Genomic DNA, 26,206 nt, shown 5'->3' on the forward strand with positions numbered 1-26,206 from the left:
GAGGACGGAGCCCCATAAGGCGGCCAGGCGAGGCCGGCTCTCCGGCCGGGGCTCTCCGGCCGCCGGACAGGCGACCTAGCACGGCGGACGCAGGTCCTCCGCACGCCGTGCCCAAGCCCTCGGGAGCCTCCGGAGTCCGGTCGTCAGGCGGGGCCCGACGAGTGCATACCGGTCATGGTGAGCCGGCCGCGTTCCACGCACAGCCGGTACCAGGCGCCCCGGCCCACGATCCGCGGCAGCGCGCAGTCGTGGGCTGCCGACAGGTAGGCCAGTGTGGCAGGGATGGCGTCGCCGTGCGAACAGGCCACCGCGTGGCCGCCGTCGTGCCGGGCGGCGATCTCCACCAGCGCACCCAGGACCCGGCCCGCCGCCCACGCGCCGCCGAGCGACGGGCCGACCAGGGCGTAGACCCCCTCGGTCCAGGCCGCCGGCTCGGCGAACCCGCGCGCCTCCCTCAGCCGGTCGTCGGCCACCACGGGGACCCCGGCGACGGCGGCCAGCGGGGCAACGGACTGCCGGCATCGCAGTGAAGGGCTGCTGTAGACGGCGTCGACCCCCTCCGTGAAGACTTGGCCGAGGACTTCCGCCTGCCGTGTTCCCTCGGCGCTCAGCGGACGCAGATCGTCGTCCCCGCTCCACGCCTCGCGCGGCGACGAGGAACAGTGCGGCACCAGATCCAACACAACGGTGCATGAATTCGCGAACATAGCGCGCATCATGCCCGGGCCGACGGACGGAGTCCAATAATTAGCGGGTATCCGCAAAAAGATTGACCACGCCGATCCGGCGCACGGAACCTGAACCCGAAATGGATTTCAGGGCGGGCATGTTCCGCAGGCTACGGAGTCGGTATGGAATTGGTCGACACAGCGGCGCACCACGGTGCGCGGGAAATAGCCCGGGAATTCCTTGAGCACGGCGCCCCGTTCCTCTGGCCGGAGCTGCCCGACCTCGCCGGCCTGCCGCCGGACCGTATCGCCGCGCTCCCTCCCCTGCCGTACGGCGATCCGCAGTTCAGCGCCCAGCTGCTGCGGGAGCAGACCGACACCACGACGACGGACTCGTCCCGCCCTCCGGCGGTGATTGAGCAGCAACTCGACTGGTTGCGGCACGAGTTGCCCGGGTGGCGAGCGGGCCGTGTGTACCATCCGCTGTGCGGGCCCGGCGCCTACGCGGCCGCGCTGGGCGGTCACGGTCTGACTGCGTACGTCGGCGTCGACGCGGGCCCCGCGGTGGTCGAACACGCCCGGCGCCGCTTCGCCGGGCAGGACCACGTCCGTTTCGTGCTCGGCGACGCGACGGACCCCGCCGCCCCGCAAGGGGAGGCGCTCTGCGACACGCTGCTGCTCACCTACGACGCCGCCAACTTCTTCGCGCCGCACGCCTTCCGAGAGCTGCTCGGTTCATTGGTGCGGAGGCTGCGCCCGGGCGGCATCGCCGTCCTGGACCTGCGGCTCGCCGAGGACGGCACCGCGGGGTTCGACGAAGGCCGGAGCGTGCACCGGCGCCGGACCGGCTCGGTGTTCCGGGACGGCCCGCACCTGCTGCTCAGCGAGGGGTTCACCGCCGCGCACGGTGCCCTGCTCGGTCACCGCCTCATCGCGGTGGACGACGGCCCCGGCGGCCGGCCGTCCGAAGTCTTCCACTCCGTGCTGCACGTCCCGACCGCCGCGCAACTCACCGCCATGCTCACGGCCGAGGGACTCGACATATGCGTACGGGGACGTCCTTTCAGCAGCTCGGACGACCCCAACCTGGCGCGGCACCTCGTCGCGGCGCGCAAGCAGAGCACCACCCACCGAACCCCTCCGTGGAGGCAGCCATGAAGATCACGTTCCTCGGGCACGCCGGTGCCCTCGTGGAGGCCGACGGCGTGAAACTGGTCTGCGATCCGTGGTTCTCCGAGGGCGGAGCCTTCCTGTCGGGTTGGCACCAGCTGCCCGACAACAGTTCCTGCGCTCCGCTCGTGCACGAGGCGACCCACGTGTACGTGTCGCACGACCACCAGGACCACTTCGACGCCGACGTGCTCGACGCGCTCGACCCGTCGGTCACGCTGCTGATGCCCGACTACCCGCTGCCCACCTGGAAGCGGCTCGTCCGCAGGCTGCGCGGCCCGGCGCCCGTCCTCCTCGGCGACCAGGAGGTGTTCCAGGCCGGCCCGCTCCGGCTGCGCCTGATCCACTCGCCCACGCCCCGGCACCAGGACTCGGCTCTCGTCATCGAGGACACCGTCACCGGCCAGGTCGTCGTCAACCTGAACGACTGCCAGGTGGACCGGGACCAGTTGCGGACCATCCGCCGGCTCCATCCCCGCATCGACGTCGTCCTGGCTCAGTTCTCCGGCGCCACCTGGTTCCCGTTCGCCTACTCCTTCCCCGCCGCGGAACAGGTGGAGGCGGCCCAGCGCAAGAGGGTCAACTCCATGCGCCGGTGGACTCGTTACATGCAGGCCCTGGCCCCGCGCAGCGCGGTCGCGTTCGCCGGGCCGCCGGCGCTGCTCGACCCGGAGCTGGCCCCGCACTTCTTCGCGGAGTCCTCGGTGTTCACCACGCCGCCCGAACTGCTCGCGTGGCTGAGCCACGACCACCCGGGCCTGGCGGAGCGCACCGTGGCACCGCTGCCGGGTGACGAACTCGACGTGGCCACGGGCCGGTTGACCGCCGACCCGGAGATCCGACGGAGATTCGACTGGGAGAACCTCGCGCCCTACATCGCGGACTACGCCCACAGACGCGCCCCGGCCATCGCCGAGGTGGTCTCCGGGTACCCGGAGCCGCAGCACAGCCTCTACGACGGCTTCGCCGCCCACTTCAAGGCGCTGTTCGCGGCCGGAGAGAGCCTGTGCCGTGCCGTCGACGCCGTCGCCGCCTTCGATGTGCGCGGCGCCGGGGGCGGCTTCTGGCTCGTTGACTTCCAGTCGCTGGAAGTGCGCGAGGGCACCGGGCCGGAGACCGACGCACACGACTACCGCTTCACCCTGTCCTCGCGGTACCTGCCGGAGATCCTGGAAGGGGGGATGAGCTGGGAGGAATTCTTCTTCTCGTTCCGTTTCAGCGCCTGGCGGCCCGGGATCGGCGCGTACAACGAGGAACTGATGTCGGTACTGCGGTGGAGCGATCCCGACGACCTCGCCGCGTACTTGCGGCAAACGGCACAGGGCGGCGAGCGCCCGGCCGGCACGTTCATGCTGGAGACGCCGAGGGGGACGTACCGGCTGTCCGACGTCTGCCCCCATCTGGGCGCGCGGCTCGGCCCGGGGGACTACGACCCGGAACTGGACGCGGTCGTCTGTCCCCAGCACGGCTGGCGCTTCGCCCTGCCGGACGGCGCCTGCGCCAACGGCCGGGCACGACTCGGCGTCTCGCCGGCCGGAGCGGCGGCAGATCCGGACTCGTCGACAGACCTTCCCACGGACCTCTCCACGGACACCCCGAAGGACGCCCCGCGGCGTCCCCGAGAAAGGCAGGCACACCAGTGATCGACTACGCGGCCATGGAACGGCAGCTGAACGCGGCCCACGAGCCCTGCTTCCGCGCCGACCCCTTCCCGCACTACGTGTGGAACGGCATCCTTCCCGCCGACGCCCTGCGCGCCGCCGCCGACGCCTACCCGGACACCGCCGTGATGACGGCGAAGCCGGGCATTCCGCGCTGGCACTCCCAGGACCGGGAGCTGGCCGGGCCGGCCCTGCGGGACCTGTGCGAGGCCCTGCTCGGCGACGACCTCGCCGCCATCCTCAGCAAGGTGACGGGGGTGGAAGGGCTGCGTACGGAACCGGACGGTGACTGGGGCAGCTACCGGCTCGCCGGTCACGGCGCCGTGCACCACGCACACGTCGGCTCCAACCGGCACCCGGAGACCGGGCGGCTGCGCCGGTACTCGTTGTTCACGTATCTCACCGAAGGCTGGTGCCCGGAGGACGGCGGCTGGCTGGAGCTGGGCGAACCGGTCGACGGCGCGTCCCCGGCCCGGATCATGCCCTCCTTCAACCGCAGCGTTCTCATTGAGACGACAGCCCGTTCGCTGCACGGCGTGTCCCTGCTGCGGGCCCCGGCACCGGTCCTGCGCAAGACCGTGACCGTGCACTTCTGGACCGATCCGGCGGCGGACGGCGCGGCGTGAGGGGGGACACGAGGTGAGGCACCGCCGGCTGGGCCGAAGCGGTCTGCACGTCAGCGAGTTGGTGTACGGGAACTGGATCACCCACGGCGGGCAGATCGACGAGGACCGCGCCCGCGCGTGCGTCAGGTCGGCGCTGGACTGCGGCGTGACCAGTTTCGACACGGCCGACGGTTACGCGTTCGGCGCGGGCGAGGAGATCCTGGGCCGCGCGCTGGCGGGCGAACGGCGGTCCGGGGTCGAGATCTTCACCAAGGTGTACTGGCCGGTCGGCCCCGGGCCGAACGAGCGCGGACTGTCCCGCAAGCACATCATGGAGACGATCGACGTCTCGTTGCGCCGGCTCGGCACCGACCACGTCGACCTTTACCAGGCCCACCGCTTCGATCACGGCACCCCGCTGGAGGAGACCATGACTGCCTTCGCCGACGTGGTCCGCGCGGGCAAGGCCCTCTATATCGGCGTATCGGAGTGGCGGGCGGAGGAGATCCGCGCCGCGCAGGGCCTCGCCCGCGAGTTACGGGTGCCGCTGGTGTCCAACCAGGCCCGCTATTCGGCCCTGCACCGCGTGATCGAGGCCGAGGTGATCCCGGCCTGCCGGGAGCTGGGCCTCGGCCAGCTCGCCTTCTCCCCGCTGGCGCAGGGTGTCCTCACCGGGAAGTACTTGCCCGGCCGACCGCCGCCGACCGGGTCGCGCGCGACCGATACCAAGGGGTTCGGGGGGCACTTCATGGAGAAAGCGCTGCGTGAGGACATCCTCGGCCGCGTGCAGCGGCTGCTGCCGCTGGCCGAGGAGGCGGGGCTGCCCCTGCCCGTCCTGGCCCTGGCCTGGGTGCTGCGGGAGCCGAACGTGGCGGCCGCGGTGATCGGGGCCAGCGGACCCGAGCAGATCGCCGGCAACGCCGCGGCGTGCGACATCGTCCTCGATGAGGATCTCAAGGCCGCGGTGGACGCCGTCCTGGCACCGGTAGCGCTCACCGACCCGGCCCTGACGACCAGCCCGGCCGCCGTGTCCTGAACGCCGCCCACGGTCCCAACTCCCCGTGTCCCGGCCACTACCCGTGCCTCCAGTCGCCTCCCGCCCACGTGGGCACTTCCCGCCGGACCGCTCAGTGAGCCTTGCCCAATCTCAGTTCGAGCAGGTCAGGTGGAGGGTGCGGACGGCTTGGACGTGGCTGGTGATTCGGGTGGTGCTGCAGCGGAGTTTCCTCAGCAGACGCCAGGTCTTCAAGGTCGCCATGGCCTGCTCGCCGAGGGCGCGGATGCGGGCGTGCGCGACGTTGACCGCGCGCTGCCCTGTCGAGAGCCGGTCCCACCGGCCGCGGAAGGGCACCCGCACGGTGCCGCCCGCGCCCAGGCGGCCCTTGTCTGCCCAGCAGACCAGGCCCGCCTCGGTGAGGGCGTCGATGATGCCGTGGGTTCGGTCGGCCTTGATGTCGTGCACGGCGCCGGGCCGGGCGGCCGAGGCCCACAACAGCTTCCCGTGTGGATCGGCGACGACCTGCACGTTCATGCCGTGCCTCTTGTATTTGCCGGAGCAGAAGGGCCGGTCGGCGGCGATCCGGTCGATCGGCAGCAGCGTCCCGTCCAGGATCACGAACGCCTTTCGCTTTGGTCGTCGACATCATCGCTGCGAGCTCTGTACAGGCTGGTGCGCGTGGATGTGACGGGGTGTCTTGGTTGTGACCTTCTGACCGGGCGCCGGGAACTGCCCGGGGGTGTCCTGCACGAGACCGCTGCGTGGGTGGTGAACCGCGTCGTCGGTCCGATGAATCTCGGCACCTTGGTCGTCGGCCCGCGAGACCACGTCGTGGCCATCGCGGAGCTCGACGACACGGCGGCGGCGGACTCGGCCCCTTGCTGCGCGATACCGCTCATGTCGTGGAGACGTTGTGCCGGCCAGAGTAGACCTACGTCTGTACGTGGTCGCACGGCCGCGACGTGCGCAAGCACCTGCATATCGCGGTCCAGCCGGTGACCGCCGAGGTGCGGGCCCGCTACGGCGGGCTGCGCTCCGAGCAGTTCCAGGCCCGGATGCCGGCAGATGGTGACGAGCCGGACATCGCGGAGGTCGAGCAGTTCTGCGAGCGGGCTCGCGAGCTGTTCCGAGCGATCACCGACAACAGCGCCGCACACCGTAGCTGATCACCGCGCGGCCTCGACGTGAGGTTGGCAAAGGCCCGTGTCAGATGAACAACGGGCCCGATGGGCCCGGTGGCAGGGCGTAGTAATAACGGCGGCACGTTTTGACCAGGGTCTGCTCGGACAGGGTGAACACGTCCGCGAAGTCCGCGCTGTGCACGCCCCGGCCGTCGTCGCCGGTCGCCGAACGCACCACCCGGCCGAGTGCGACGACCATGTCTTCGTCGGCCACCACCGCGGTCAGCTCATGCCGCCTGAGCAGCTGGGCCTGCGCGGCATGCAGACTGACCACCGCGTCGCGGCCCCGGTGGGGCGCGGCGCCGGGGTGGTCGAGGATCAGATCCCTCTCGGTGAGGGACGCGTACCCGTCGGTGTCCCCGATATCCAGGTAGTGGTACGTGAGCATCACGTGCCTCACCCCTGCTGCCGTCGCCGTCCCGCTGGTGGGCGATATGCGGATTCTGTCGGGTCTCATGACTGGAAGACCCACCTTTCGTCATCGGTGTCAATGGTGCGACGGCGCTGAAGGCCCCCACCCGGCAACCCTTCGGCACTCCGTTAACTCGGCGCTATCGTCCTGTTATCTCGGTGGCTGGAGGTGGTCAACCCATGCTCGGAAAGTGATCACAGTTGGTCAGTCCGGGGGTGCGGTCATGACCGGACTGCGGGCCGCCGGACGCCTTGCGCGACGCTGCGATCTGCTCCCGGTCACCGTGCCCGCCACAGCTATCCAACTACTGGTCAGAGCTGTTGTCCGCCGAGTCCGCGCTCTAAAGTTGCATGTTCAGCCGTGTGGTGAGCTGGTGAGCCAAAGGAGGCGATCATGACCGGTGGGCACCCCGTGCCGCGTAACCCGAGCGCGGGACCGGCCTTTCGGGTGCTGGGGACACTGAAAGTCTTAAGCGGCGGACGGACGGTGCCCGTCACCGCGGGACGGCAGCAGGTGGTGCTCGCCGCCCTGCTCCTGGAGAACGGCAGGCCGCAGAGTCGGGATCGCCTGATCCGGCTGCTGTGGGACGAGGAGCCGCCGGAAACCGCTCGCACCCAGGTGCAGATCTGCGTGTCCCGGGTGCGCAAGACGCTGGCGGCCGCAGGCGTCAAGGCCACCATCGTGACCCGGCCGCCGGGCTATATGCTCCAGATCGAGGACTCCGCGCTCGACCTCGACGTGTTCCGGCGGACCGTGGCCGAGGCCAATACGCTGGCCGGGCAGGGCAGGACGGCCGAGGCGGCCGATTCGATGCGCGCCGCGGTCGCCCTGTGGCAGGGGCCGTGTCTTGACGGGATCGCCAGCGAAGCGCTCGCCCGCGTCGCCCAGCACATCGACGAGGAGTGCCTGGCGGCTGCCGAATCGTTCGTGGAGCTGGAGCTGGCGCTGGGCCGCCATCGCCAGGTGATTGCCGAGATAGCCCGCCTGGTGAACGACAATCCACTGCGGGAACATTTCCGCGCGCAGTTGATGCTCGCCCTCTACCGATCCGGCCGCCAACCCGAAGCTCTGGAGGTGTACCGCGAGGCGCGCAAGCTGCTCCAGGACGAACTCGGCCTCCAGCCTGGCGAGGAACTGCGTCGCCTCGAACGGTCCATCCTCACCGAGGACCCGGAGCTGCGGCTGCCGGATGCCCCCGGCCCCGGAAGGACCGCGGGCCTGCCCGCCGCGGAGGCGGACTCCATACAGCCCCGCGAGGACCGGCCGACCGCCGCGCGCGGCCCCGTCCCCCGTCAGTTACCCGTCGACACCGCGGACTTCGTCGGCCACGAACACCTCGTCGCGGAGGCCGAGGCCGCGCTGACCGGTACCGTGCCGCACCGGGCCACGGGCATCGTCGTCGTCGCCGGCCGCTCCGGCGTCGGGAAGAGCACCTTCGCCGCCCGGGTAGCCCACCGGCTCGCCGACACTCACTTCCTCGACGGCCAGCTCTACTGCCGACTCCACGGCGGCCGGACGGATCCCATCGACCCGCGCGAGGTCCTGGGCCGCTTCCTGCGCGCGCTGGGCCTGCCGGGGCCCGCCATCCCGGACTCCCTGGAGGAACGCGGGGAGATCTACCGCAGCATGCTCGCTGACAGACGCATCCTGGTCGTCATGGATGACGCCGCGAACGAGGAGCAGGTCTTGCCTCTGCTGCCGGGCAGCCGCTCCTGTGGTGTCCTCATCACCAGCAGGGCACGGCTGACCGCCCTGCCCGGAGCCCACCGCGTGACCCTGGACATCCTCGACGAGAAGGACTCGCTGGAACTCCTTGGTAACGTTGTCGGAGCCGACCGCGTGCAGGGCGAACCGGCTGCAGCCAGGGAGCTCGTCGCTGCCGTGGGCAGACTTCCGCTCGCGCTGCGCATCGTGGCCGCGCGCCTGGCGGCACGCCCGTTGTGGCCGCTGGCGTCGATGGTGCGGCGTCTGGCAGACGAGAGCCGGCGCCTGGACGAGCTGGCCCACGGGGAGATGACCGTCCGAGCCAGCCTCTCGCTCACCTACGACGGGCTCACCGAGCCGGACCGCAGACTCCTGCGCCTGCTCAGCCTGACCAAGGGCTCCACCTTCCCCGGCTGGATGGCGGCTGCGCTGACGGGCGGCACGCCGGGCCCCTACCCGTCCGACATCCTGGAACCACTGATCGACGTGCAGATGCTGGACATCACGGGCGTCGACGCGGGCGGAGAGCTGCGCTATGCCTTCCACGACATCATCCGGCTGTTCTCCCGCGACCGGTTGGCCGCCGAGACCGACGACGGCGAGCGCGGTGCCGCTGTCCGCCGGGTGGGCGGCGCCTGGCTCTCCCTGATCACCGAGGCCCAGCGGCGCATCCTGGGCACCCGCTACCTCACCGGTTCGGCCGAGCACTGGCACCTGCCCGAGCGGCATGTCTCCACTGTCCTCGCCCGGCCACTGGAGTGGCTGGACACCGAGTTGGAGAACCTCAGCCTGACCGTGGAAGGGCTCGCGCAGGAAGACGAGGACGAGTATGCGTGGGAACTCGCTGTGAACCTGGCACCGTTGCACGAGGCCCGCGGCTATCTCGACCACTGGGCCCGCACCCACCGCAAGGCACTGACGGTGGTCCGCCGCCGCGGCAACCGTATGGGGCAGGCCGCACTGCTGGCCTCCCTCGGATCGCTGCACCTCAACCGCCGTAACCTGCCCGAGGCACGCAAGGCTCTGACCACGGCGTCGGAGATCTTCGAGGACCTGGGGCACGACAAGGGACTCGGCCTGAGCCACCGGGACCTCGGCATCGTGGCCCGGCTCACCGGCCGCGACATCTCGGCGATGCTTCTCTTCGACAAGGCGCAGCGGTACTTCGACCGCAGCGGCGACCCGTGGGCCCGCGCCACCGTGCTCACCCAGCGGGCGGTCATCCTGCTCAGGCAGGGTGACGTCCGGCGCGTGGAGGCCGAGCTGAACGAGGCGCTGAGGATCTGGCGGGATCTCGGCTACGTCGGCGGACAGGCCCGGGTGCTCCAGCGCGTGGGCCAGCTCCTCCTGCACCGGAAGCAATTCGAGGGGGCCCGCAAGGTGCTGTCCGAGGGGCTTTGCATGGTCCTGGAGGACGGCGACGTAATCGGCGAGGGATACATGCTGCACGACCTCGGCCGGGTCCACATGGGCCTGGGCGAACTCGATGACGCCGCCGCTTTCTTCGACCGGGCGCTCGCCCTGCGCGAGGGCATCCGGGACCATGCGGGCGCGGCCTCCTTGCGTGTGGACCTCGCCGCCCTGTCGCTGCGCGCGGACCGGGCACGGCAGGCCGGCACACTGCTGGCCGAAGCGATGGAGGTGTTCAGCAGACTCGGCATGGTCGAGGAGCACGCCCGCGCCGCGCGGCTGTATCCTCACCGCTCCGCCGACGGTATCGATGCCCCGGCCGCAAGATGACTCGCACTCCGCACCGGTGAGGGGACAGCGGCCCACCGGCACCGCGGCCCCCCTGCACGCGCGACAGCAGACGTTCCTGCGCCGCTTCGTGGGCCGCCAGGACGAGCTGGAAGCCTTCCGCACAGCGCTCGACGACCCGTCCGGCGCCATCACGGTCCTGGCCTTGCACGGCCCCGGCGGCATCGGTAAGACGACGCTGCTCAGACACTTCGCCCTGGAGGGCGCCCGGCGAGGACGCGACGTCGTCGAGGTGGACGGGGAACGGACCGAGCCCACCGAGGAGGCGTTCCGCGCCGCGGTACCTGTGACCGGAACGGCCCCGCCGGTCCTCCTCGTCGATTCCGTGGACCGCCTCGAACCGCTGGCCGACTGGATCAGGGACCAGTTTCTGCTGCGGCTGCCGCCCGGGTCGGTGGTGGTGTTCGCGGGTCGTCTGCCACCGAGCCTGCGCTGGCAGACCGACCCCTCCTGGGCCGACACCCTGCGGGTGCACCGCCTGGGCGGGCTCTCCCTTTCCCAATCGGCGCGTCTGCTCCGGGACAGCACGCCCGGCCGGGTCACCCAGGGCAGGGCCCGGCTCGCCTTCGCCGACGGCCACCCCCTCGCGCTCCGGCTCGTCGGCCAGGGCCAGGACACCCCGTTCGGGGGCGAGTGGCAGCCCTCCCCGGAGATCGTGCGGGACTTCCTGGAACGGGTGCTGGGCCCCGTGCCGTCCGCCGTCCACCGGCAGGCCCTGGAGATCTGCGCCCATGTGCCCGACACCACCGAGGACCTCCTGCGCGTCTTCCTGCCGGACGACACGCACGAACTGTTCGGCTGGATACGCCACCAGCCCTACGCCCTCAGCCGGCGGGCCGGACTGCGCCTGCTGCCCGTCGTGGCAGAGGCCCTGGACCGCGATCTGAGATGGCGGGCACCGGACACCTACCTCTCCATGCACAAGTCGGTGCGCACCTACCTCCAGCACGTGATTCGCAATCGCCCCGAACCCGCCTCGCTCCGAGCCGCTGGCGCCTTCAACTACCTCCAGACCAGGGGAAGAAGGTTCCCCGGCTTCGAATGGGACGAGCACGACGACGCGGTGGACGAGACACCCTGCGGCCCCGACGACGTCCGAGCGGTCCGCGACTTCGCGTACGAGCAACTGGGGACGGGACGCGTCGCCGCCGTCGACTTCTGGCTCGGGCGGCAGGCCGCGGGCTTCCACCTGTACCGGTCGGTGCGGACCGGCGACGTCGTCGGCGTCCTGGGCGTGCTGAGCTTCGACCGTTGGGACGCGGTCGAAACGGTGATCGACCCCGTAGTCGCGGCCGCACGTGATCACATCGCGGCGAGCCGCGAGCTGCGCCCCGGACAGCAGGTGGACCTGGTGCGCTTCGCTCTGGCCAGCAGGCGGGCACCCGAACTGACCGCCACCTCAGCCAGGATGGCCGCCCGCGTCACCTGGAAATTACTCAGACACCAACAGTTGGAGTGGACGATGCACGCCGTCAATGACGTGGACGAGCAGTCTGCGCGGCTCCTGGAGTTCGCCGACTTTCGCCAACTCCCGCGCGGCCCCAGGCTCGCGGAGCAGCGGGTGCGTCTCTTCGCCCACGACTGGGGCACTCACCGGGGCGACGAATGGAGTGACCTGCTGGACGACCGGATGTTCTTCGGGCTGCGGACGCCCGGAGTCGCCAGCCTGCCGAGCACCAGTGTGCTGTCCCGGGCGTCCTTCGACCGCGCCGTACACGACGCGCTGCGTGACTGGCACCAGCGGGAACGGCTGGCCACCAACCCGCTGCTGCACGCCTCCTTCGTCGCCAGCCGCCCCGGCGACCAGGAGAACCTGCGCCGACTCATCGTGGGGGCCATCAAGGCGATCGACAAGGACCCTAAGGCGAAGATGCAGCGAGCCGTCGTCTGGGCCACGTACGTGAGGGGCGGCAGTACTCAGCAGGCCGTGGCCCGCGAGTTCTCCCTGTCCTTCAGCACCTATCGCCGCTATCTGAAACGAGGAATCGAGAGGGCGTGCTGGCATCTGTGGGAACAGGAGGTGACCTACAGGGCACAAGCCGCAGTATCCCACTTCAACACCTCCGGACCTGCGACGACCTGGTAGCCGTTGGCAGGGGGCGGCGTGTCCGGGGCCTATCGGGCAGAGATAGCGCCGTCAAAGCGGCGGGATTACAGCGGCCTCTAACTTTCCCCTCAGAGATCGACACCGCCCGAGGGACCCCAGGAAGAGGCAGCAGGCCACTATGAGGAACACCGACGTACGCGCCAAGAAGCTCGCCGCCATCATCGCCATCGGCGCGGCCCTTGTAGTCCTGGCCCCCACCGAGGCCGCCACCCACCTCCGCACCGCCACGGCCGCCCAGACGGCCACGGACGGTGTCATGGACGAGACCAACCCCTGGACCCGCCACCGCCTGCAGACACTTCCCCGGACAGACGACCGTCGACAGGTCGCGGACCCTTCTACTGTGTCCGCATAGATCAGGGCGGATGTGACACCGCTGACGGCTTCGACGTCGGACAGTGAGGCGCAAAGCGGAGGAACTGCTTCCTCCGCCCTCTTGCCAGGGGCCTGACCTCGATGTCAGGGGACGCGGTCAGGACCGCCGACACGCTGCTGGTCGCCGTCGGCTTGGCACGAGCTTTCCTACCCCCGCCCACCTCGCCGCCTACGCCGGCCTCGCCCCGACCACGAAGTCGTCGGGGACCTCGATCCACGGCGAACACGCACCACGCGGCGGCAACCGGCAGCTCAACTGCGCAATGTTCCTGTGTGCGTCCGCAGCCCTGCACGACCCCGCCTCCCGCACATATCACGACAAAGGCCGGACCCGAGGGAAGAACCCCACGCAGGCGCTTCTCCGCCTGGCCCGACAACGGATCAACGTGCTGTTCGCGATGCCCCGCGACGGCAAAGGTGAACGTCCTCTCGCCCCCAGTACCCCTCTGCCGAGAGCCAACTATTGACAGCAGCCATCTTCCGGTCACCTTCTCGGTCAGCTTCCACCAACCGGACAACGGCGGCGCCAGGCCGCTGCACCCCATCCGACCACACCGACCAGAGGAGCCTCGTGCGTAGCCCAACGAACCCCACACCTGTGCGCCGCAGTAGCCTCCGGATACCCGGCGGCGAACAGCGGTCCGTTCCGGTACGGCCGACCCTGGAGGAGAGGCTCGCCGCCGTCATGCCCCTGGACGAGCGCCAGCGCAAGCTGGTGGCACTGCTGCTCGCCGGGCACACGGACGCGAGCGCGGCCGGCCGGCTCGGCGTCAGTCCCCGCACGGTGACGAACATCCTCCGCTCGCTCATGGACAGACTGGGGGTGGACAACCGCTTCCAGTTGGGGGTGGCCATCGGCAGCAGGATGCGCGTGCCCGACCGGCCGAACCACCCGTCCCGGCCCGTCCCGTTGTCGGGCGAGCCGATGCCCGAGTTCGGCGTCCCGATGCCGTCGGCCCGCCGCGAGGCCGGTGCGTAGGCCCCGCGGCGGTCGTGGCCCGGAGATCCGATCAGCCACCGACAACGATGTCAAACGGCCTCACCGTCTGCGTGACCCCCGGGGCTCGTCCGTACCGGCATCTTCGACCAGGCCCCTTGGTTCATCCGGACCCATGTCGCGCTGACCGCGCCGTTGCCCGGCCAACAGCCTTGAAAAGGCGGCACATGACGTCGTGCAGGGTCTCCTTGCCGGCGAAGGGTCTTCGGCCTTCATGGGAAACAGCCCGGCGCCTTCGGAGACGCGTACGCCATCCGCACGGACGCTGTGGTCATTGACGCTGGGCGGAAAGCTGCCCTACCGTCCCCGGCAGCATTGAAACCTTTCAACAACCGCCGGGACGCGTAGCGGCCGGCCGAGGGAGACTCGATGAACGACGGCCCGCACAGCCGCAGACACGTTCTCCAACTCGGCGCCGCGGCAGCGGCGGCCGCCGCGACCGGTGCGGCCACCTCCTGGGGACCCGCGCACGCCGCCGAGCCGGGCGGTCCGGCGGACCTCTCCACCGTCCCTGACGCCGCCGACCGGCCAGGCACCTCCGACCGCCCCGGCGCCTACTCGCCCGCCCGGTTCGCGCACCCCGGTACGGACAGCATGCCGCTGATCCTCTGGTTCTGGAACGGCACGGTGACCCCCGCCCTCGTGGACAGCGACCTCGCCGACATGCGGGACAAGGGAGTGACCGAAGTCCTGGTCTTCCCCTTCGACACCCCGGCCCTGCGCCCCACGTTTTTCACCGAGGCATGGTTCGACATCATCGAGCACACGCTCCGCGAGGCCGACCGCCACCACATGCGACTGTGGCTGTTCGACGACGACTTCTTCCCGAGCGGCCGGGCGGGCGGGTTCGTGGTGAACGGCGGCCGGGTCGGCGACCGCGTCCACCCGCCGCGCCCGGACCTGCGGGCCAAGAACCTGGCCCGGAGCAGTGTCGAGGTCGCCGGCGGTACGGTCGTCCCACTGGCCGCCCGCGCGCTGTCCGTCGCCGGCGGACGGCTGATCGCGGACGCCGCCGCGTACGACGGTGTCCGCGTCCTGAAGGAGGGTGCCGACTGGGCCGACTGCACGGTCACCGCCACCGTCCGTGTCGAGCGGGCCACCGCCGGTCTGCTGGTGCGCTGCTCCGACGACCTCAACGGCTACCTGGCCGATCTGCGCGCGGATGGCGGCCTCGACATCTGGCGGCAGCGGGACGGCGGATTCACCCTGCTGCACCGGGGTGACTCCACGCCGGGGTTCGACGCCACGGCCGACCACACACTCCGACTCTCCCTGCGCGGCCCGGTCATCACACCGTCGCTGGACGGTGCCGCCCGCCCGCCGGTGAGCGACACGACGTACGCCACCGGCACCGTCGGCGTACGCGCCGCCGCCACCCAGCGCTCCTCCTGGGACAGCCTCACCGTCACCGACCCGGCCGATGCCGCCCTCTACGCCCAGACCTTCGAAGACCAGTCCGCGGTAGGCGAGTTCGAGACGCCGGCCGCCCTCGGCGAAGTGGTCGCCGCGGCGGCCCGCCCCGCCGGAGCCACCGGGAGCGACACGGTCCCGAGGATGATCGACCTCACCGCCGCCGTACACGCCGGCGGCGTCTGGACCGCCCCCGCCGGCCGGTGGCAGGTCGACATCCACACCTCCCGGCCGCTCGCCGACGCCACCGGCAGCCGGCGGAACTACCTCGACCTCCTCGACGACGAGGCCGTGGACCTCTTCATGGACATCGTGCCCGGCGAGTACCTGCGCAGATTCCCGTGGGCCGTGGGCGGTGTCCTACGCGGATTCGCCGACGACGAGCCCTTCGTGGCGTCCGCGGACGCCGGCTGGGGACAGCCTCCCTGGTCCCCGGGCCTCCCCGCCGAAATCAGCGGGCTGGCCCCGAAGGCGGGCCTCGGGATCGTGCTGTCCGCCGTCCTCGACGACCTCGGCGACCAGGGGGACCGGCTGCGCGGCGTCTTCTGGCGCGCGGTCTCCAACCGGTTCTCCGCCGCCTACTACCGGCGTCTCGGCGCGTGGATGGGCGAGCGCGGACTCGATGTCATCTCCAACCCGCTGTGGGACGAGTACGGCCCGGCCGAGCAGATCAAGAGCACCGGCAACCTCAACACCGCACACCAGTGGGCGCAGGTGCCGGGCACCGACCTGATCTTCGACCACTACCGGCGCGGGTACCACCGGATCCTGCCGCGCTGGCCCGCGAGCGCGGCCCATCAGACGGGGCGCACCCGCGTCTACCTGGAGGCCATGGGTGGTACGGGGTGGAGCGTGACACCGGCCCTGACCCGCGAGGTCATCGGGGCGTTCGTCGTCCGCGGAGTCAACAAGGTCCTTCTGCACGCCCGGTTCTCCGACCGGAACGACATCGTCTTCCCTCCGCCGTTCCAGCCGGCCAACCCGTGGTGGGACCTCTCCCGGCCGCTCAACGAGTGGATCGGCCGGCTGGTCGAGACGGCCCGGGCCACGGCCGGGGCCCGCACCGCGCTCGTGCAGCCGCAGCGGGCGGCGGAGTCGCTCCAGGACCGCCCCGAACAGAGCCGCCTCGACGAGGAGTTCACAGCCGCCGTCCACGCCCTGGAGGACGTGCAGATCGACTTCGACTTCCTGGACGAGGGCGCGCTGGACCGGGACCCGGCACTGATCGAACACGCCCGGCCGCGCGGCTCCCGGCTGGTGGTCGGACGCCAGGAGTACGGCATCGTCGTCCTGCCGCACACGCCCGTGCTGTCGGTAGGAGCAGTGGAGTCACTCACCGCCTTCGTCAAGGGCGGCGGTGTGCTGGTGGCGATCGGCGAACTGCCGCGGCGCGAACCGGACGGCAGGGAAGAACAGTTGACACGGGCTCTGGCCCGGCTCTTCTCCGGCGTTGGGGCCTTCCGGGCACACCGCGCGAAGGACCCGGCGGAGGCGGCGGCGACCGTGGCGGCGTCGGGAGGGGCCGCCGCCACACTGGTGCCCGCCACCCCCGACATCCGGGTGCTGCGTCTGGAACGCGGGGGCCGGCAGGCGTTCCTCCTGCACAACGAGCGGCCGGAGGCGGTACGGCTCACCGCGACGTTCCCGGCCCTGGGCGTACCGGAGATCTGGGACCCGGACACCGGGGAGACCGCCACGGCGGGCGTCTGGCGCACGGCGCCGACGCGATCGGGGACCGGTACGGACGTACCCCTGACGCTCGAACCGAAGGCGACGCTCGCCGTGGTCTTCCGCCCGCCTACCCGCACCACACCACCCCCGCACGCGGTCGAGTCGAGCGCACCGGTGGAGAACGTGACGATCGACGGCCCCGCCCGCGGGACCGCCACCGTAAGCGTCTCGCACGCGACGACGGCGACGGTCCGGGTCGAGGCCCGGCACGGCGAGCGCCGGTACGCCGGAACCCTCACCGTCACCGACCCGCTGACCCCCATACCGCTGGACGGCGACTGGAGCCTCCGCTTCGACCGCGACGGCGAACAGCCCACCAGCCGCCCACTCGCCACCTGGACGGACCTGCGCCCCTCCTACTCGGGCTCCGCCGTGTACGAACGCCACATCACCCTCGAAGCCCGCACCCTGTCCGGCCGCCTCTGGCACCTGGACCTCGGGGACGTGCGCGACGTGGCCGAGATCACCGTCAACGGCGTGCGGCTCCCCGTCCGCCTGTGGGCGCCCTACCGCGCGGACGTCACCACCGCCCTGCGCGCGGGCACCAACTCCGTACGCGTACGGGTCACCAACACGGGCGCCAACGCCCACGGCGAAACGGCCGCCTCGGGCCTCCTGGGCCCGGTGACCCTGCACCCCGAACGCCGCGTCGAGGTCCCCCTCACCCGCACCCCCAACAGGCTCTGAGGCGGCCCGGTCAGCTCAGGCCAGGCGCACGGGGGCGTTCCCAGGTGCGATGAGCCGGCGGAAGTGCTCGACGAGCGACCTGACCAACGTTGGGATCGCGCAGGACCACCCCGAGTTCTATGTTGTCGGCCAGGGCCAGGTCCGTGAGATTTCCGCCCTCCCGCAGCCCCTTCTCGGCGACCCCGACCTGGCGTCGAAGTGTTGCTCGAACTCGTTCCACTCGGTGCTGGTCGGGGTCTCCACGCCGCCTACGCACTGGCCACCGCCATAGACCCCGATCGGACCGTCCGCTCCGCTTTCCGCACCCGTCGTTGGCGGACGGGGCTGAACTGTCCTCGTTCGCGGGCATCTCTGGTACCTGTCATCAGGCCCTACAGCCAGGCAGATCGAGCGCGGCCTCGTCTCTCACCCAGCACGAGTTTTCCCTGTGCTGGTTTGGAGCTGACCTCGGAGGGCCAACGACGGCAAAACCGCAGCTCGTAGCTCTGATCGGATGAGTTGTCGTACCACTCGATGGTGGTGCCGATGCGGCTGGCGGCGACGATGCGCATCAGGACGGCGGGTGCCGGGGGAGCGGGTACTGCGGAGGCCATGTGCGCCACTTCCTCGTGTGAGGTGGGGAGGGGTAGGTGTCGGCACACGGTGGAAACACGCAGGTCAGGCGCACATGTGGTGGGGCAACGTAGTTCGAGGGCTAGCTATGCGGGCAGCCACCATGTCGGCTCACGGAAGGGCGGTTCAGGAGCTCGAAGGCGGTCGAAACGATTGGTGTCTGGCACGCGTAGTTCAGGATGATTTGGCGATGCGGTGCTGACTCCCGTGCTGACTTTGTGCTGACTACGCTCCGTTGAAGTAGGACATCTTGGGGCTGATCGACTCAGGGCCGTTGCGTGGTGGCGACCTGACTGCGAGGCCGACCCGGCTCTGCCACTCGGCTCTGCGGCACGGACGAGGCGTTGCGCCGGCGCGTGGTGCGCGTTCGTCCCAGCAGATTCTTCGTCTGCGGGTGGTGCAGGGCTGGTGTGCAGGTTGACCTGCTTAATTGCTCAAATTGGATGTGGATGATGGCTGCTTGGTCCGTGCAGGGTCCTGATCTTGGTCCGCACTCTGGGCTTGGACGAGGATCCAGGGGCGCGGACAGCTCTGCTTGCAGAGCGGCTTCCGTGTAAGGGGCCCAAGACTGGCGAGTGGCTTTGGTGCGAAGTGGCTGGATTGTGGGCTCTATGTACCTCCGAGTTTTCGGTGTGCTGATGGCCCTGTGGCTTCAGCCGGTACTTCAGCAGGGAGGTCTGGCATCATGAGTGGTGATGCTGAGAGATGGCGGTCAAGGAATGGCAAAGCGCCTCTGAAGCAGCAGGTCAGGAAGAGTGCTTCCCGCGCGAGCGGGGGTGAACCGGCCACGCATAATTCCGGTTATGCGCGGCATATGTGCTTCCCGCGCGAGCGGGGGTGAACCGAGGTTCGGGGCCGCGGCGAGGACCGGCGCGGTGTGCTTCCCGCGCGAGCGGGGGTGAACCGTCGCTCGGCTGGCTCTTGGCGTTCGTCGCCTAAAGGGTGTTGCGGAAGGTTCGGCTTGGGCAGGCCGAAGTGGTTCCTGACCTGCTGTTTCACCGTGTCATGGCGAGGTTGTGCATGGAAGCGACGGCCTGGACGGCATGGTGAAGTCCGTCGCCTCGTTGTCGGCAGTCGCGCAGGATCTTCCAGTTCTTCATCCGGGCGAAGGTGTGCTCGACACGGGCTCGCACCCTTCGGTGTTCAGCGTTGTCCTCCTCCTGCCCGCGCAGGAGGGGGCGACCGGCTCTCCTGCGGTGCGGGACGATCAGGCCGGTGCCGGGGTAGGCGCCGTCCGCGATGACCGTCGTGCTCACCGCCAGGGCGGGCAGGTCCGACTCGCGCCAGACATGTGCGTCGGCCTTGCTGCCTGGCGCCGGCCGGGCCGCCGCGATGACCAGGCGAGTGTCCGCGTCGATGATGACCTGCACGTCTGCCGAGAACCGGTAGTTGCGTGACGAGGCGCCGACCTTGCGGTCGCGGACCGGAACCAGGGTGCCGTCCACGATCCACAACCGTTCGGTGTCCGCCACCGGTCGCGGAGCCCACTCCAGCGCGAGCAACGGACGGAGCCGCTGGATGACCCGGCAGACCGTGGCCGGAGAGATGCCGAACAGCGGCGCGAGCTGCCGCATGGTGAGGTTCGTGCGGTAGTACACGGCCACCAGCAGCACCCGGTCCGGCAGCGGCAGACACCACGGTCAGCCACCACCCGGCCCGTTCCCGCCCCGTTCACGCACCGCCTCCACCAGCTCGGCGAACCGATCCATCCGCAACCCCGTGAACGCCTCCACCCAGACCGGCTCAGCCCGCAACACCCCACCCATACAGACAAAATGCCCAGAACCGAGCCTTGTGCAACACCCTTTAGGGCGTGTGTCGGAAGTGCTTTAGGTTTGCTGACGTGAGTGCGCGGGGGCGGAGTTACAGATATGTCGGGCCGGTTGAGCTGAGGGCTGCGGTCCGGCCTGGCGGTGGCGGGTGCCGAATCGGCTCGGCGGCTGACTTCGACGGCTGGATCGCTGAGCGATCGGCAGCAGAACTGACCGAACCGTTCACCTTCGTGGTCGGCACGGATGGTGTGCTTCGGCTGGCGCCGCGGCGAAGTGAGCACGTGGCCTGCGCTGGCGGGGACATGGTTCTCAGTGCCGGCGAGATCAGCTTCATGCGTGAGGCAGGCCGGTGGGCCGTGGGCGAGGTCAGCAACCAGTCCACCGGATACTGTCCGGACGTCACCTCCTGGTCGGCAGTCGCTCATGCTCTGGACGACGTAGAGCTTGGGCGGCCCTCCGGCTTCACCCATGAGGTGGTGTTCCGGCGGTGCCCCGACTGCCAGGAGCACAACATCGTGCGCGAGGACGACTTCGTCTGCGTCTTCTGTGGCAGCGATCTGCCGGAGGCGTGGAACGTGGATCCCGCCGTGTGACGGCTGCGGGGCACAGCCACTCGTTGATGGCAGCGACGAGGACAGTCGCTTCGTAGCGGACCGCAAGCTTGTCGTATCGCGTGCCGACGGCGCGGTGCCTCTTGAGGCGGTTGATCCCGCACTCGACCGCGTGACGCTAGCGGTAGTCGACCGGGTCGAACTGCGGCGGCCGACCGCCGCAGGAGCTGAGTTTCCGGCGATTGCGGGCCTGGTCGGCCTAGTCGGGGATGGTGCAGCGGATCCTGCGGCGGTGCAGGTAGGCGCGGTTCCGGCCCGTCGGCCGGGGGAACAGCCGGAGGCTCGGGAAGGCCCAGGTCGTGGAGTCTCTGACCTGGGCTTTCCGTACTCAGCGGAGGCGGGCCTTCGTGAGGGCTATTGCACGTCGACGTAGTCCGCCGCAGAGGAGACTGCCGGGGTGGTGGACGTGCCTGCGAAGGAGTAGCGGAAGTAGCCGTCCGTCGTGGCCTTCGTCGTTGTCCTCAGGTTGCCCTTGCTGTCCGTCGTGACGGTCTTGAGGGTCTTGTAGGCGCTCGTGCCCTTCTTCTTGAACTGGAGCTTCACCGGCTGCTTGGTGTAGCCCTCGTACTTGTAGGTCTCCCAGTTGGCGCGGGTCAGGGCGCCCGTTACGGTGATCGTCTTGTTCTTCTTCACCGGTTCCGGCGAGGCGTTGACCGTCAGCTTGGAGTTGCGCAGGACCTTCGCCTTGGCGGCGGAGTCCTTGGTGATGTAGTCACCGTCGTTGGCCAGCGCGTGGGCTCTCACGGTCCAGGTTCCGGCGGTGGTGTTGTCCTGGGGGTGGATGCGCGGGTTCATTCTCAGCGTGTATGTGCAGGTGGTCGTGGTGGAGCTCTGACTCGCGCACTTGCCCGCGATGTTGTCGGGGGCCACGAGACCGTAGTAGTCGCCGTTCGGGAGGGGCGTGTGCCACATGAGCGGGAAGGTCCTTCCGGCCTCGATGCCCGAGTCGTCCGTGGCGGTCACTGCGATGGTGAACGTCTTCACGTCCGTGGTCCCCAGGACGATGTCCTTACCCCCGTTGACGACCACCTTCGCGATCTTGATGTTGCCCGAGGAGTCATCCGCCTGGGCAACCCCCGGAATCGCGAGCGCGGAGAGGGCGAGTGCCCCCGCGAAGCCTGCCACGGCGGTGTGGTGATGCATGAAGGCGTTTCTCCCACATTCAGCGTCTCAGGAAAATCCCGGGGCGGAGCTGGCAAAGCCCACCCGGCACGCGGATGGCATCGGAGATGACCATCGGGCCACGGGAATGGTTGCCCACCGAACACGATGAACAGGCCGCTTCGTACGGGAAGTTCAACGAGGAGCCGACTCTACTGGGCGGGCCTCTGGCGAGGTTCCGCGGCCCCGATACCCTCCACTGGTGTTGACCGGGACTGAAGGGAGCCGCCCCTTTGTGTCCGACGTCGAGGGCGACGGGCGGGTGCGTTTCGGCGAGCCTGGTCTCTCCGGAGCCGGATGTATCCCTGCTCGGCGCGGCGCTGCTCGCATACCTCGGCTCGACACCGTCCTGGACGCCGTACGCGACCGCCTCATTCGCACCCGTGCATCGCGGAGCCCGACGGGCTGTTCGGCGAGGGCGCGGTCGAGGAGACGGGCGTGACAGGATCCGCGCCGACAGTACGTGTGGCGAAGCACCGCCGCACCGGCGTGCTGGACGGTGCAGAGCTGTGCGTCGATGATCTGGACGGCGTGGGGACCTTCCTGGAACTGGAACGCATCGTGGACAAGGAGACCGACGAGGCATCAGTGCAGGCAGAGTTGGCCGCTGTGGTGTCCGGTCTGGATGTCGCGTGCGAGCGGACCACCGAGACGTACGCCGGGCTGGTCGGCCGGAGCTAGCATCCGGCATCCAGACGGGTGAGGATCGCGGACGTCACCGTGGCGGGTGCTTCCTCGCCCAGCTCGTAGTGGAGAACGCGATGGCCTTGACCCGCCATCTCTGCCGCGACCTGCCGGTACAGGTCGTGTTCCCGCTGCTGCTCGGCGGTGCGTACGGGGTCGCCGGTGACGATGACCGTCAGGTCCGGAACCGGGGCGGTGGAGGTGAGGTGACGCAGGTAGTCGGGGTCGACGCCACGAGCCGGATACGGGGGCTTCCGCAGGGTGAAGTGTGGTGTCGTCCCGCACGAGGTTCCTCGTATCCGCGGGTGGCGGAGTTGATCACCGCCCGGAAACGCCTACCGCGACCGCAGCGCCGAGCTCGGGCCAGCGCCACCATCATCGGCCGCTACGACCGCGTCATCCCCCGCGCGCCTCGCGACACTGCTGGCCACGTTCTGGCGCGACCGCCTCATCGGATCGTTCCACAGGGGACGGACGGCGGGCGCGAGCCGGGCCGCCGTCCGTCCCGTTGCTGCCCCTCCCGCAGAGCGGCCGCGAGTGGTGAGCATGCGTCGGCCCCTGAGTCCTGCGCACCGCCCGATTCCCCGGGCGACTCGTGCTGGACCATCCGTGCACTGCACGTACGCCGGTGTCACAGATCTGCCAGGGTGAGGAGCCGGTGCATGTGTGCGAGCGGCAGGCGGGGGTTGCCGGCGGCGGTGGCCGTGACGAACTCCGATGGATCCGCGAGCAGTTGTGTCAGATCCCGGGTCGGAAGCAGGGGGTGCGTCGCGATCGCGCGGCGCACTGTGTGATCGGGATCGGTGGCCAGGCGGCGGACGAGTTCCACCGGCAGGCCGGGGTCGGGGGGAGCCAGTTGCCGCATTCTCGGGTCGGGGTCGGTGGCCAGCCGCCGAAGGACCTCCACCGGGAGGGGGAAGTCGTCGGCCGGACGCCATCGGCTCCTTTTCTCCGGGCGGTAGCCGCGGTCGATGCGTTCGGCGGTGGCAGGGTCGATCCGGTGACGGGCGTGCAGGGCCATCGTCGTGCGGACGCTGCTCTCCGCGTCGTCGAGCAGCCGGGCCGACACCGCCTCCGGGAGACGGTCGGACATCGCGGCCGAGACGCGGAAGCAGGTGTAGGGCGAGTCTGCGTACGGCAGGGGGTCGGCGGTCACCCAGGGCAGACGCAGTGTTCGAAGCTCCATTCGCGCCAGCTCGTTCATGAACTGACGTTCCAGTGCGTCGTCGTCCAGGAGATGGGCGTCGGCCAGGATCCGGGCGTGGATTGCGGTACGGGTCGGCTCCGGGGTGTCCTGACGGGCGAAGACGCGGAGCCTGACCTGTGGGCTGGGGTCTTCTGCCAGCATCTCGCGAAGCCACGGCGGCAGGTCGGGGTGGGTCGCGAGTTCCTCCAGCACCTCCTCGTCCGGATCGTCGGCCAGACGGAGGGCCGTGCCGGCCTCCAGCGCGCAGTGGCGCACCGCTCCGGCGCGCGTGACCGGGGCGGCGAGCAGTACCGGGAGCAGGTCGGCGGGGAAGGCTGGGTGGGGGAGTCGTGGGTAGTAGGTCGCGCAGGCCGCCGCACGCACCGAGTCCTCCCGGTCCGTCAGCAGGCGCCGGCGCACCGCTTCCGGGGCTTGTGTCCACCATGCGGCGAGGGTCGCCCGGATCTTCGGGTCCGGATCGGCCGCCAGCCGGGTGCGCAGATCCGTGGGTACGTCATCGCTCTGCGCGAGCTCTCCGCGAACTCGTGGGTCGGCGTCGTTGGACAGCCGCTCGAACAGCTCGTACGGCGCGCGGTCGGCGCCGACGACCACGGCCGTGCGTATCGCCGGGTCCGGGTGCTCGGCGAGTGTCATCCGAAAGGTGTGCGGGAGGCGGCGGTTGAGGGCGAGTGAGTGTGTGAGCCAGTGGTCGTCGAGGGCGATGATCTCGGAGATCATGTCGCTGGTCAGGTCCGGGCGCTTGGCGACATGGCCAAGGCCCTTGCGGCGGGTGAAGAGGCGGCGGATGGCCTCCGGCGGCAGCGCGGGGTTCTCCGCAAGTCCCTCCAGCGCCTCGTCGAGGTGGACTGGCGGAGGCGCGTCGTCCGACATGTCGACTGACCCTTCTGGCTCCGGGGCTGACCGCCGAGTCTCGCATACGCGGTCCTCCCGGGAGCGGGTGCTGCGGGGGCGTGGGCGAGCTCGGCTGCCGCCCGAACTCGTCGGCGCGGCGCTGCTGGACGGTGTGATCCTCTGGCCCTTGGGCGTCCGGCTGGACGATCTCGCCTCCGCCGCCGACGCGTTCTCTCTGGTCCTGCTCGGTGAGCGGAGCTACGAGGGCGACCAGGTTACGGCCGGCCACGTCCTGATCGGTGACATCACGGCAGCCCGCGATGTCACCGCGTATCCGGCCGGGCTGGGCCGCACCCGGATCGCCGCCGTCGGGGGAGAAGACGCAGTCGATCGTTCCCGCACCGTCATCACCCGGAGCCGACCGCGCAAGAGCACGAACAGGGAGGACGCCACGGGCGCCTCTGGCAGCGGACCTGTTGTGCGTCAGAGTGCCGTGATCAGGCGGCGCCCTGCGGATCACGGGGTGGGTCGGGTGGCGGATCCTTGCGCAGGGTGGTGGTGATGGCGTCGCCGACCTCCCTGGTGAGGGCGGGCCGTTCGCCGGTCAGGCCGAGTTCCTGGGCCAGGGTGATGGCGTGCAGGTCGACGGTGGCCTCGACGAGATCGGCGAACAACGCCGTCGCCGTGCGGCCCCGGGTCCATGCCGTGGCGGCGACGACCGCGGCGGCGGGCAGCGCCGGCCACCACCAGGCGCCAAGCAGCAGGTACAGCGCGGCCCATCCGGCGAGCCCGAAGGCGGCGCCGTATGCCTCGCGAGCGGTGAGGAGTTCGGCCCGGACGGCATCGGGCACCGTCAGCCAGAGCCGGGGCCAGGCGGCGCCGAGGTCCAGGTCGTAGGCGTCATACACTCGCTGGTCGGCCGCGTGGAGGCGGTCGCCGATCCAGGTGGGCCGCCGGGGGCGGACGAGGGCGATGGCGTCGCGCCGTTCGATGGCCCTGGCCAGTTCGGCGCGGGTCCCGGCCGCCTCGCACGCCGCGTCGGCCCGCCGCCAGCGCTGGACGCGCCGCCGTATGAGAAGGCGCCCGGGCCACCGGTCGCCCCGACTGGTCCACAGATGCTCCACGATGACGGCCGACGCTCTGGTGCATAGTCCGGCCAGCGTGGCCGCCGCCAGTACACCGGCGGCTACGAGGAGGATCGCACCGGCGTTGGAGGCTCCTGGGTGGGCGGCCAACCGGTCCATGGCAGACTGGAGTTCAGCCAGGTCCAGGGCGTGAGCGTGTCCCAGTACGACGGCGGCGGCCACACCGGCGAGGTAGACCAGCCCGGGCAGGACGAGAAGGGCGAGCCACTTCTCGGCGGCCTTACTGGCGAGGGCGGACAGAAAGGTGGTCACAGCCGGGCCCGGCCATAGACGAAGGGACGGCCCGTCATCGCGCACACGGGGGCCTCCGGGTACAACTCCGCGCTCGACAACCGCTCGCAGGGGTGGGCGGCGGGGCAGGTCCACCGGTGCACCAGCGGACGGCCGGCGCTGTTACCCGGCAGAGTCGGCAAGCCCTTCGCTGCCCTGGTCACGATGCCGAAGCCGGCCGCGGCCATCCGGTCGTCCAGGGTGTCCAGCCGACGCTCCAGCACGGAGCGTGCCACAGGTTCCTCTCCGCGCAGCGCCGCAAGGACAGCCGCGACGAGTTCCGCCGCACCCGCCTCACGCGCCGCCTCCTCCAGCTCGCCCGCACTCATGAGTGTGCACACGCGACTGAGCCGTTCCGCGAGTTCGTCCACCGAGGGCTCCCTGCCTTCGCGATCGCCATGTCAGTCGCATGATCCCGGATGTGGTGACTCTACGGGCATGATTCGGCAC

The 26,206-nt window shown here is 70.2% G+C and carries 18 protein-coding genes, 3 pseudogenes and 1 CRISPR repeat array; of the genes and pseudogenes, 13 read left to right on the top strand and 8 right to left on the bottom strand.

From position 1 onward, the window contains the following. Positions 1-143: 143 nt before the first annotated feature. On the bottom strand, positions 144-707 hold the full coding sequence (locus ACIO3P_RS27475; protein WP_329826742.1) for a histidine phosphatase family protein: 564 nt from the start codon (positions 705-707) through the stop codon (positions 144-146). A gap of 144 nt (positions 708-851) precedes the next feature. Here ACIO3P_RS27475 and ACIO3P_RS27480 point away from each other — a divergent pair, with 144 nt between their 5' ends. The 4 genes from ACIO3P_RS27480 to ACIO3P_RS27495 are packed head-to-tail and all read left to right on the top strand — an operon-like array spanning position 852 to position 5,140. Beyond that, a complete protein-coding gene (locus tag ACIO3P_RS27480; RefSeq protein ID WP_401853561.1) occupies positions 852-1,826 on the top strand; it encodes a class I SAM-dependent methyltransferase in 975 nt (324 codons plus the stop codon). Beyond that, positions 1,823-3,481: an MBL fold metallo-hydrolase gene (locus ACIO3P_RS27485; protein WP_401853559.1), complete on the top strand. Its 1,659-nt coding sequence runs from the start codon at positions 1,823-1,825 to the stop codon at positions 3,479-3,481. Before ACIO3P_RS27480 ends, ACIO3P_RS27485 begins: the two co-directional genes overlap by 4 nt. Before the next feature lie 14 nt (positions 3,482-3,495). Then, complete coding sequence (locus ACIO3P_RS27490; RefSeq protein WP_401790788.1) at positions 3,496-4,125, top strand: 2OG-Fe(II) oxygenase; 630 nt, start codon at positions 3,496-3,498, stop codon at positions 4,123-4,125. A gap of 13 nt (positions 4,126-4,138) precedes the next feature. Continuing rightward, positions 4,139-5,140 carry an aldo/keto reductase family protein gene (locus ACIO3P_RS27495; RefSeq protein ID WP_329826747.1) on the top strand — a complete coding sequence of 334 codons (1,002 nt, stop codon included), beginning with the start codon at positions 4,139-4,141 and terminating at the stop codon, positions 5,138-5,140. Between the two features lie 111 nt (positions 5,141-5,251). Here ACIO3P_RS27495 and ACIO3P_RS27500 read toward each other — a convergent pair. Next, positions 5,252-5,728 (bottom strand): annotated as a pseudogene (locus ACIO3P_RS27500) (transposase family protein); the annotation flags it as partial. Between the two features lie 335 nt (positions 5,729-6,063). Here ACIO3P_RS27500 and ACIO3P_RS27505 point away from each other — a divergent pair. Beyond that, positions 6,064-6,267, top strand: a complete 204-nt coding sequence (locus ACIO3P_RS27505; RefSeq protein WP_401853556.1) for a hypothetical protein — start codon at positions 6,064-6,066, stop codon at positions 6,265-6,267. 40 nt (positions 6,268-6,307) lie between these two features. On the opposite strand, the gene ACIO3P_RS27510 is transcribed toward ACIO3P_RS27505, so the two are convergent. Next, on the bottom strand, positions 6,308-6,739 hold the full coding sequence (locus ACIO3P_RS27510; RefSeq protein WP_401853554.1) for a nuclear transport factor 2 family protein: 432 nt from the start codon (positions 6,737-6,739) through the stop codon (positions 6,308-6,310). Between the two features lie 441 nt (positions 6,740-7,180). Here ACIO3P_RS27510 and ACIO3P_RS27515 point away from each other — a divergent pair, with 441 nt between their 5' ends. The 6 genes and pseudogenes from ACIO3P_RS27515 (at position 7,181) to ACIO3P_RS27540 (ending at position 17,463) form a co-directional block, all read left to right on the top strand. Beyond that, entirely contained in the window at positions 7,181-10,138 is a 2,958-nt protein-coding gene (locus ACIO3P_RS27515; RefSeq protein ID WP_401853552.1) for an AfsR/SARP family transcriptional regulator, read from the top strand. A 16-nt stretch (positions 10,139-10,154) separates the two neighbouring features. Then, positions 10,155-12,242 (top strand): ATP-binding protein, encoded by a 2,088-nt coding sequence (locus ACIO3P_RS27520; protein ID WP_401853549.1) that lies wholly within the window; start codon positions 10,155-10,157, stop codon positions 12,240-12,242. Positions 12,243-12,381: 139 nt separating this feature from the next. Next, a complete protein-coding gene (locus ACIO3P_RS27525; protein ID WP_401853546.1) occupies positions 12,382-12,618 on the top strand; it encodes a hypothetical protein in 237 nt (78 codons plus the stop codon). A 77-nt stretch (positions 12,619-12,695) separates the two neighbouring features. Then, a pseudogene (locus ACIO3P_RS27530) lies at positions 12,696-13,105 on the top strand (transposase); the annotation flags it as partial. A gap of 131 nt (positions 13,106-13,236) precedes the next feature. Then, positions 13,237-13,617: a helix-turn-helix transcriptional regulator gene (locus ACIO3P_RS27535; protein WP_329826751.1), complete on the top strand. Its 381-nt coding sequence runs from the start codon at positions 13,237-13,239 to the stop codon at positions 13,615-13,617. Between the two features lie 387 nt (positions 13,618-14,004). Further along, on the top strand, positions 14,005-17,463 hold the full coding sequence (locus tag ACIO3P_RS27540) for a glycosylhydrolase-like jelly roll fold domain-containing protein (RefSeq protein ID WP_401853543.1): 3,459 nt from the start codon (positions 14,005-14,007) through the stop codon (positions 17,461-17,463). Between the two features lie 1,367 nt (positions 17,464-18,830). Further along, positions 18,831-18,981: a CRISPR direct-repeat array (repeat unit 29 nt; unit sequence GTGCTTCCCGCGCGAGCGGGGGTGAACCG). Between the two features lie 89 nt (positions 18,982-19,070). On the opposite strand, the pseudogene ACIO3P_RS27545 reads toward ACIO3P_RS27540, so the two are convergent. Beyond that, a pseudogene (locus tag ACIO3P_RS27545) lies at positions 19,071-19,841 on the bottom strand (transposase). Positions 19,842-19,918: 77 nt separating this feature from the next. Here ACIO3P_RS27545 and ACIO3P_RS27550 point away from each other — a divergent pair. After that, on the top strand, positions 19,919-20,440 hold the full coding sequence (locus ACIO3P_RS27550; protein WP_401790801.1) for a hypothetical protein: 522 nt from the start codon (positions 19,919-19,921) through the stop codon (positions 20,438-20,440). 372 nt (positions 20,441-20,812) lie between these two features. On the opposite strand, the gene ACIO3P_RS27555 is transcribed toward ACIO3P_RS27550, so the two are convergent. Next, on the bottom strand, positions 20,813-21,601 hold the full coding sequence (locus ACIO3P_RS27555) for a DUF5707 domain-containing protein (RefSeq protein WP_401853540.1): 789 nt from the start codon (positions 21,599-21,601) through the stop codon (positions 20,813-20,815). 315 nt (positions 21,602-21,916) lie between these two features. Between ACIO3P_RS27555 and ACIO3P_RS27560 the strand changes: the two genes are divergently transcribed. Continuing rightward, on the top strand, positions 21,917-22,300 hold the full coding sequence (locus ACIO3P_RS27560) for a CYTH domain-containing protein (RefSeq protein ID WP_401853537.1): 384 nt from the start codon (positions 21,917-21,919) through the stop codon (positions 22,298-22,300). Between the two features lie 634 nt (positions 22,301-22,934). Here ACIO3P_RS27560 and ACIO3P_RS27565 read toward each other — a convergent pair. From ACIO3P_RS27565 to ACIO3P_RS27575, 3 genes are all read right to left on the bottom strand, one after another. Next, complete coding sequence (locus ACIO3P_RS27565) at positions 22,935-24,380, bottom strand: hypothetical protein (protein ID WP_401853534.1); 1,446 nt, start codon at positions 24,378-24,380, stop codon at positions 22,935-22,937. Positions 24,381-24,838: 458 nt separating this feature from the next. Continuing rightward, positions 24,839-25,738: a hypothetical protein gene (locus ACIO3P_RS27570; RefSeq protein ID WP_401853531.1), complete on the bottom strand. Its 900-nt coding sequence runs from the start codon at positions 25,736-25,738 to the stop codon at positions 24,839-24,841. Beyond that, positions 25,735-26,127: a hypothetical protein gene (locus ACIO3P_RS27575; protein WP_401853529.1), complete on the bottom strand. Its 393-nt coding sequence runs from the start codon at positions 26,125-26,127 to the stop codon at positions 25,735-25,737. Before ACIO3P_RS27575 ends, ACIO3P_RS27570 begins: the two co-directional genes overlap by 4 nt. Positions 26,128-26,206 lie beyond the last annotated feature (79 nt).

The organism is Streptomyces sp. NPDC087310 (genome assembly GCF_044744405.1).
GTDB lineage: Bacteria > Actinomycetota > Actinomycetes > Streptomycetales > Streptomycetaceae > Streptomyces.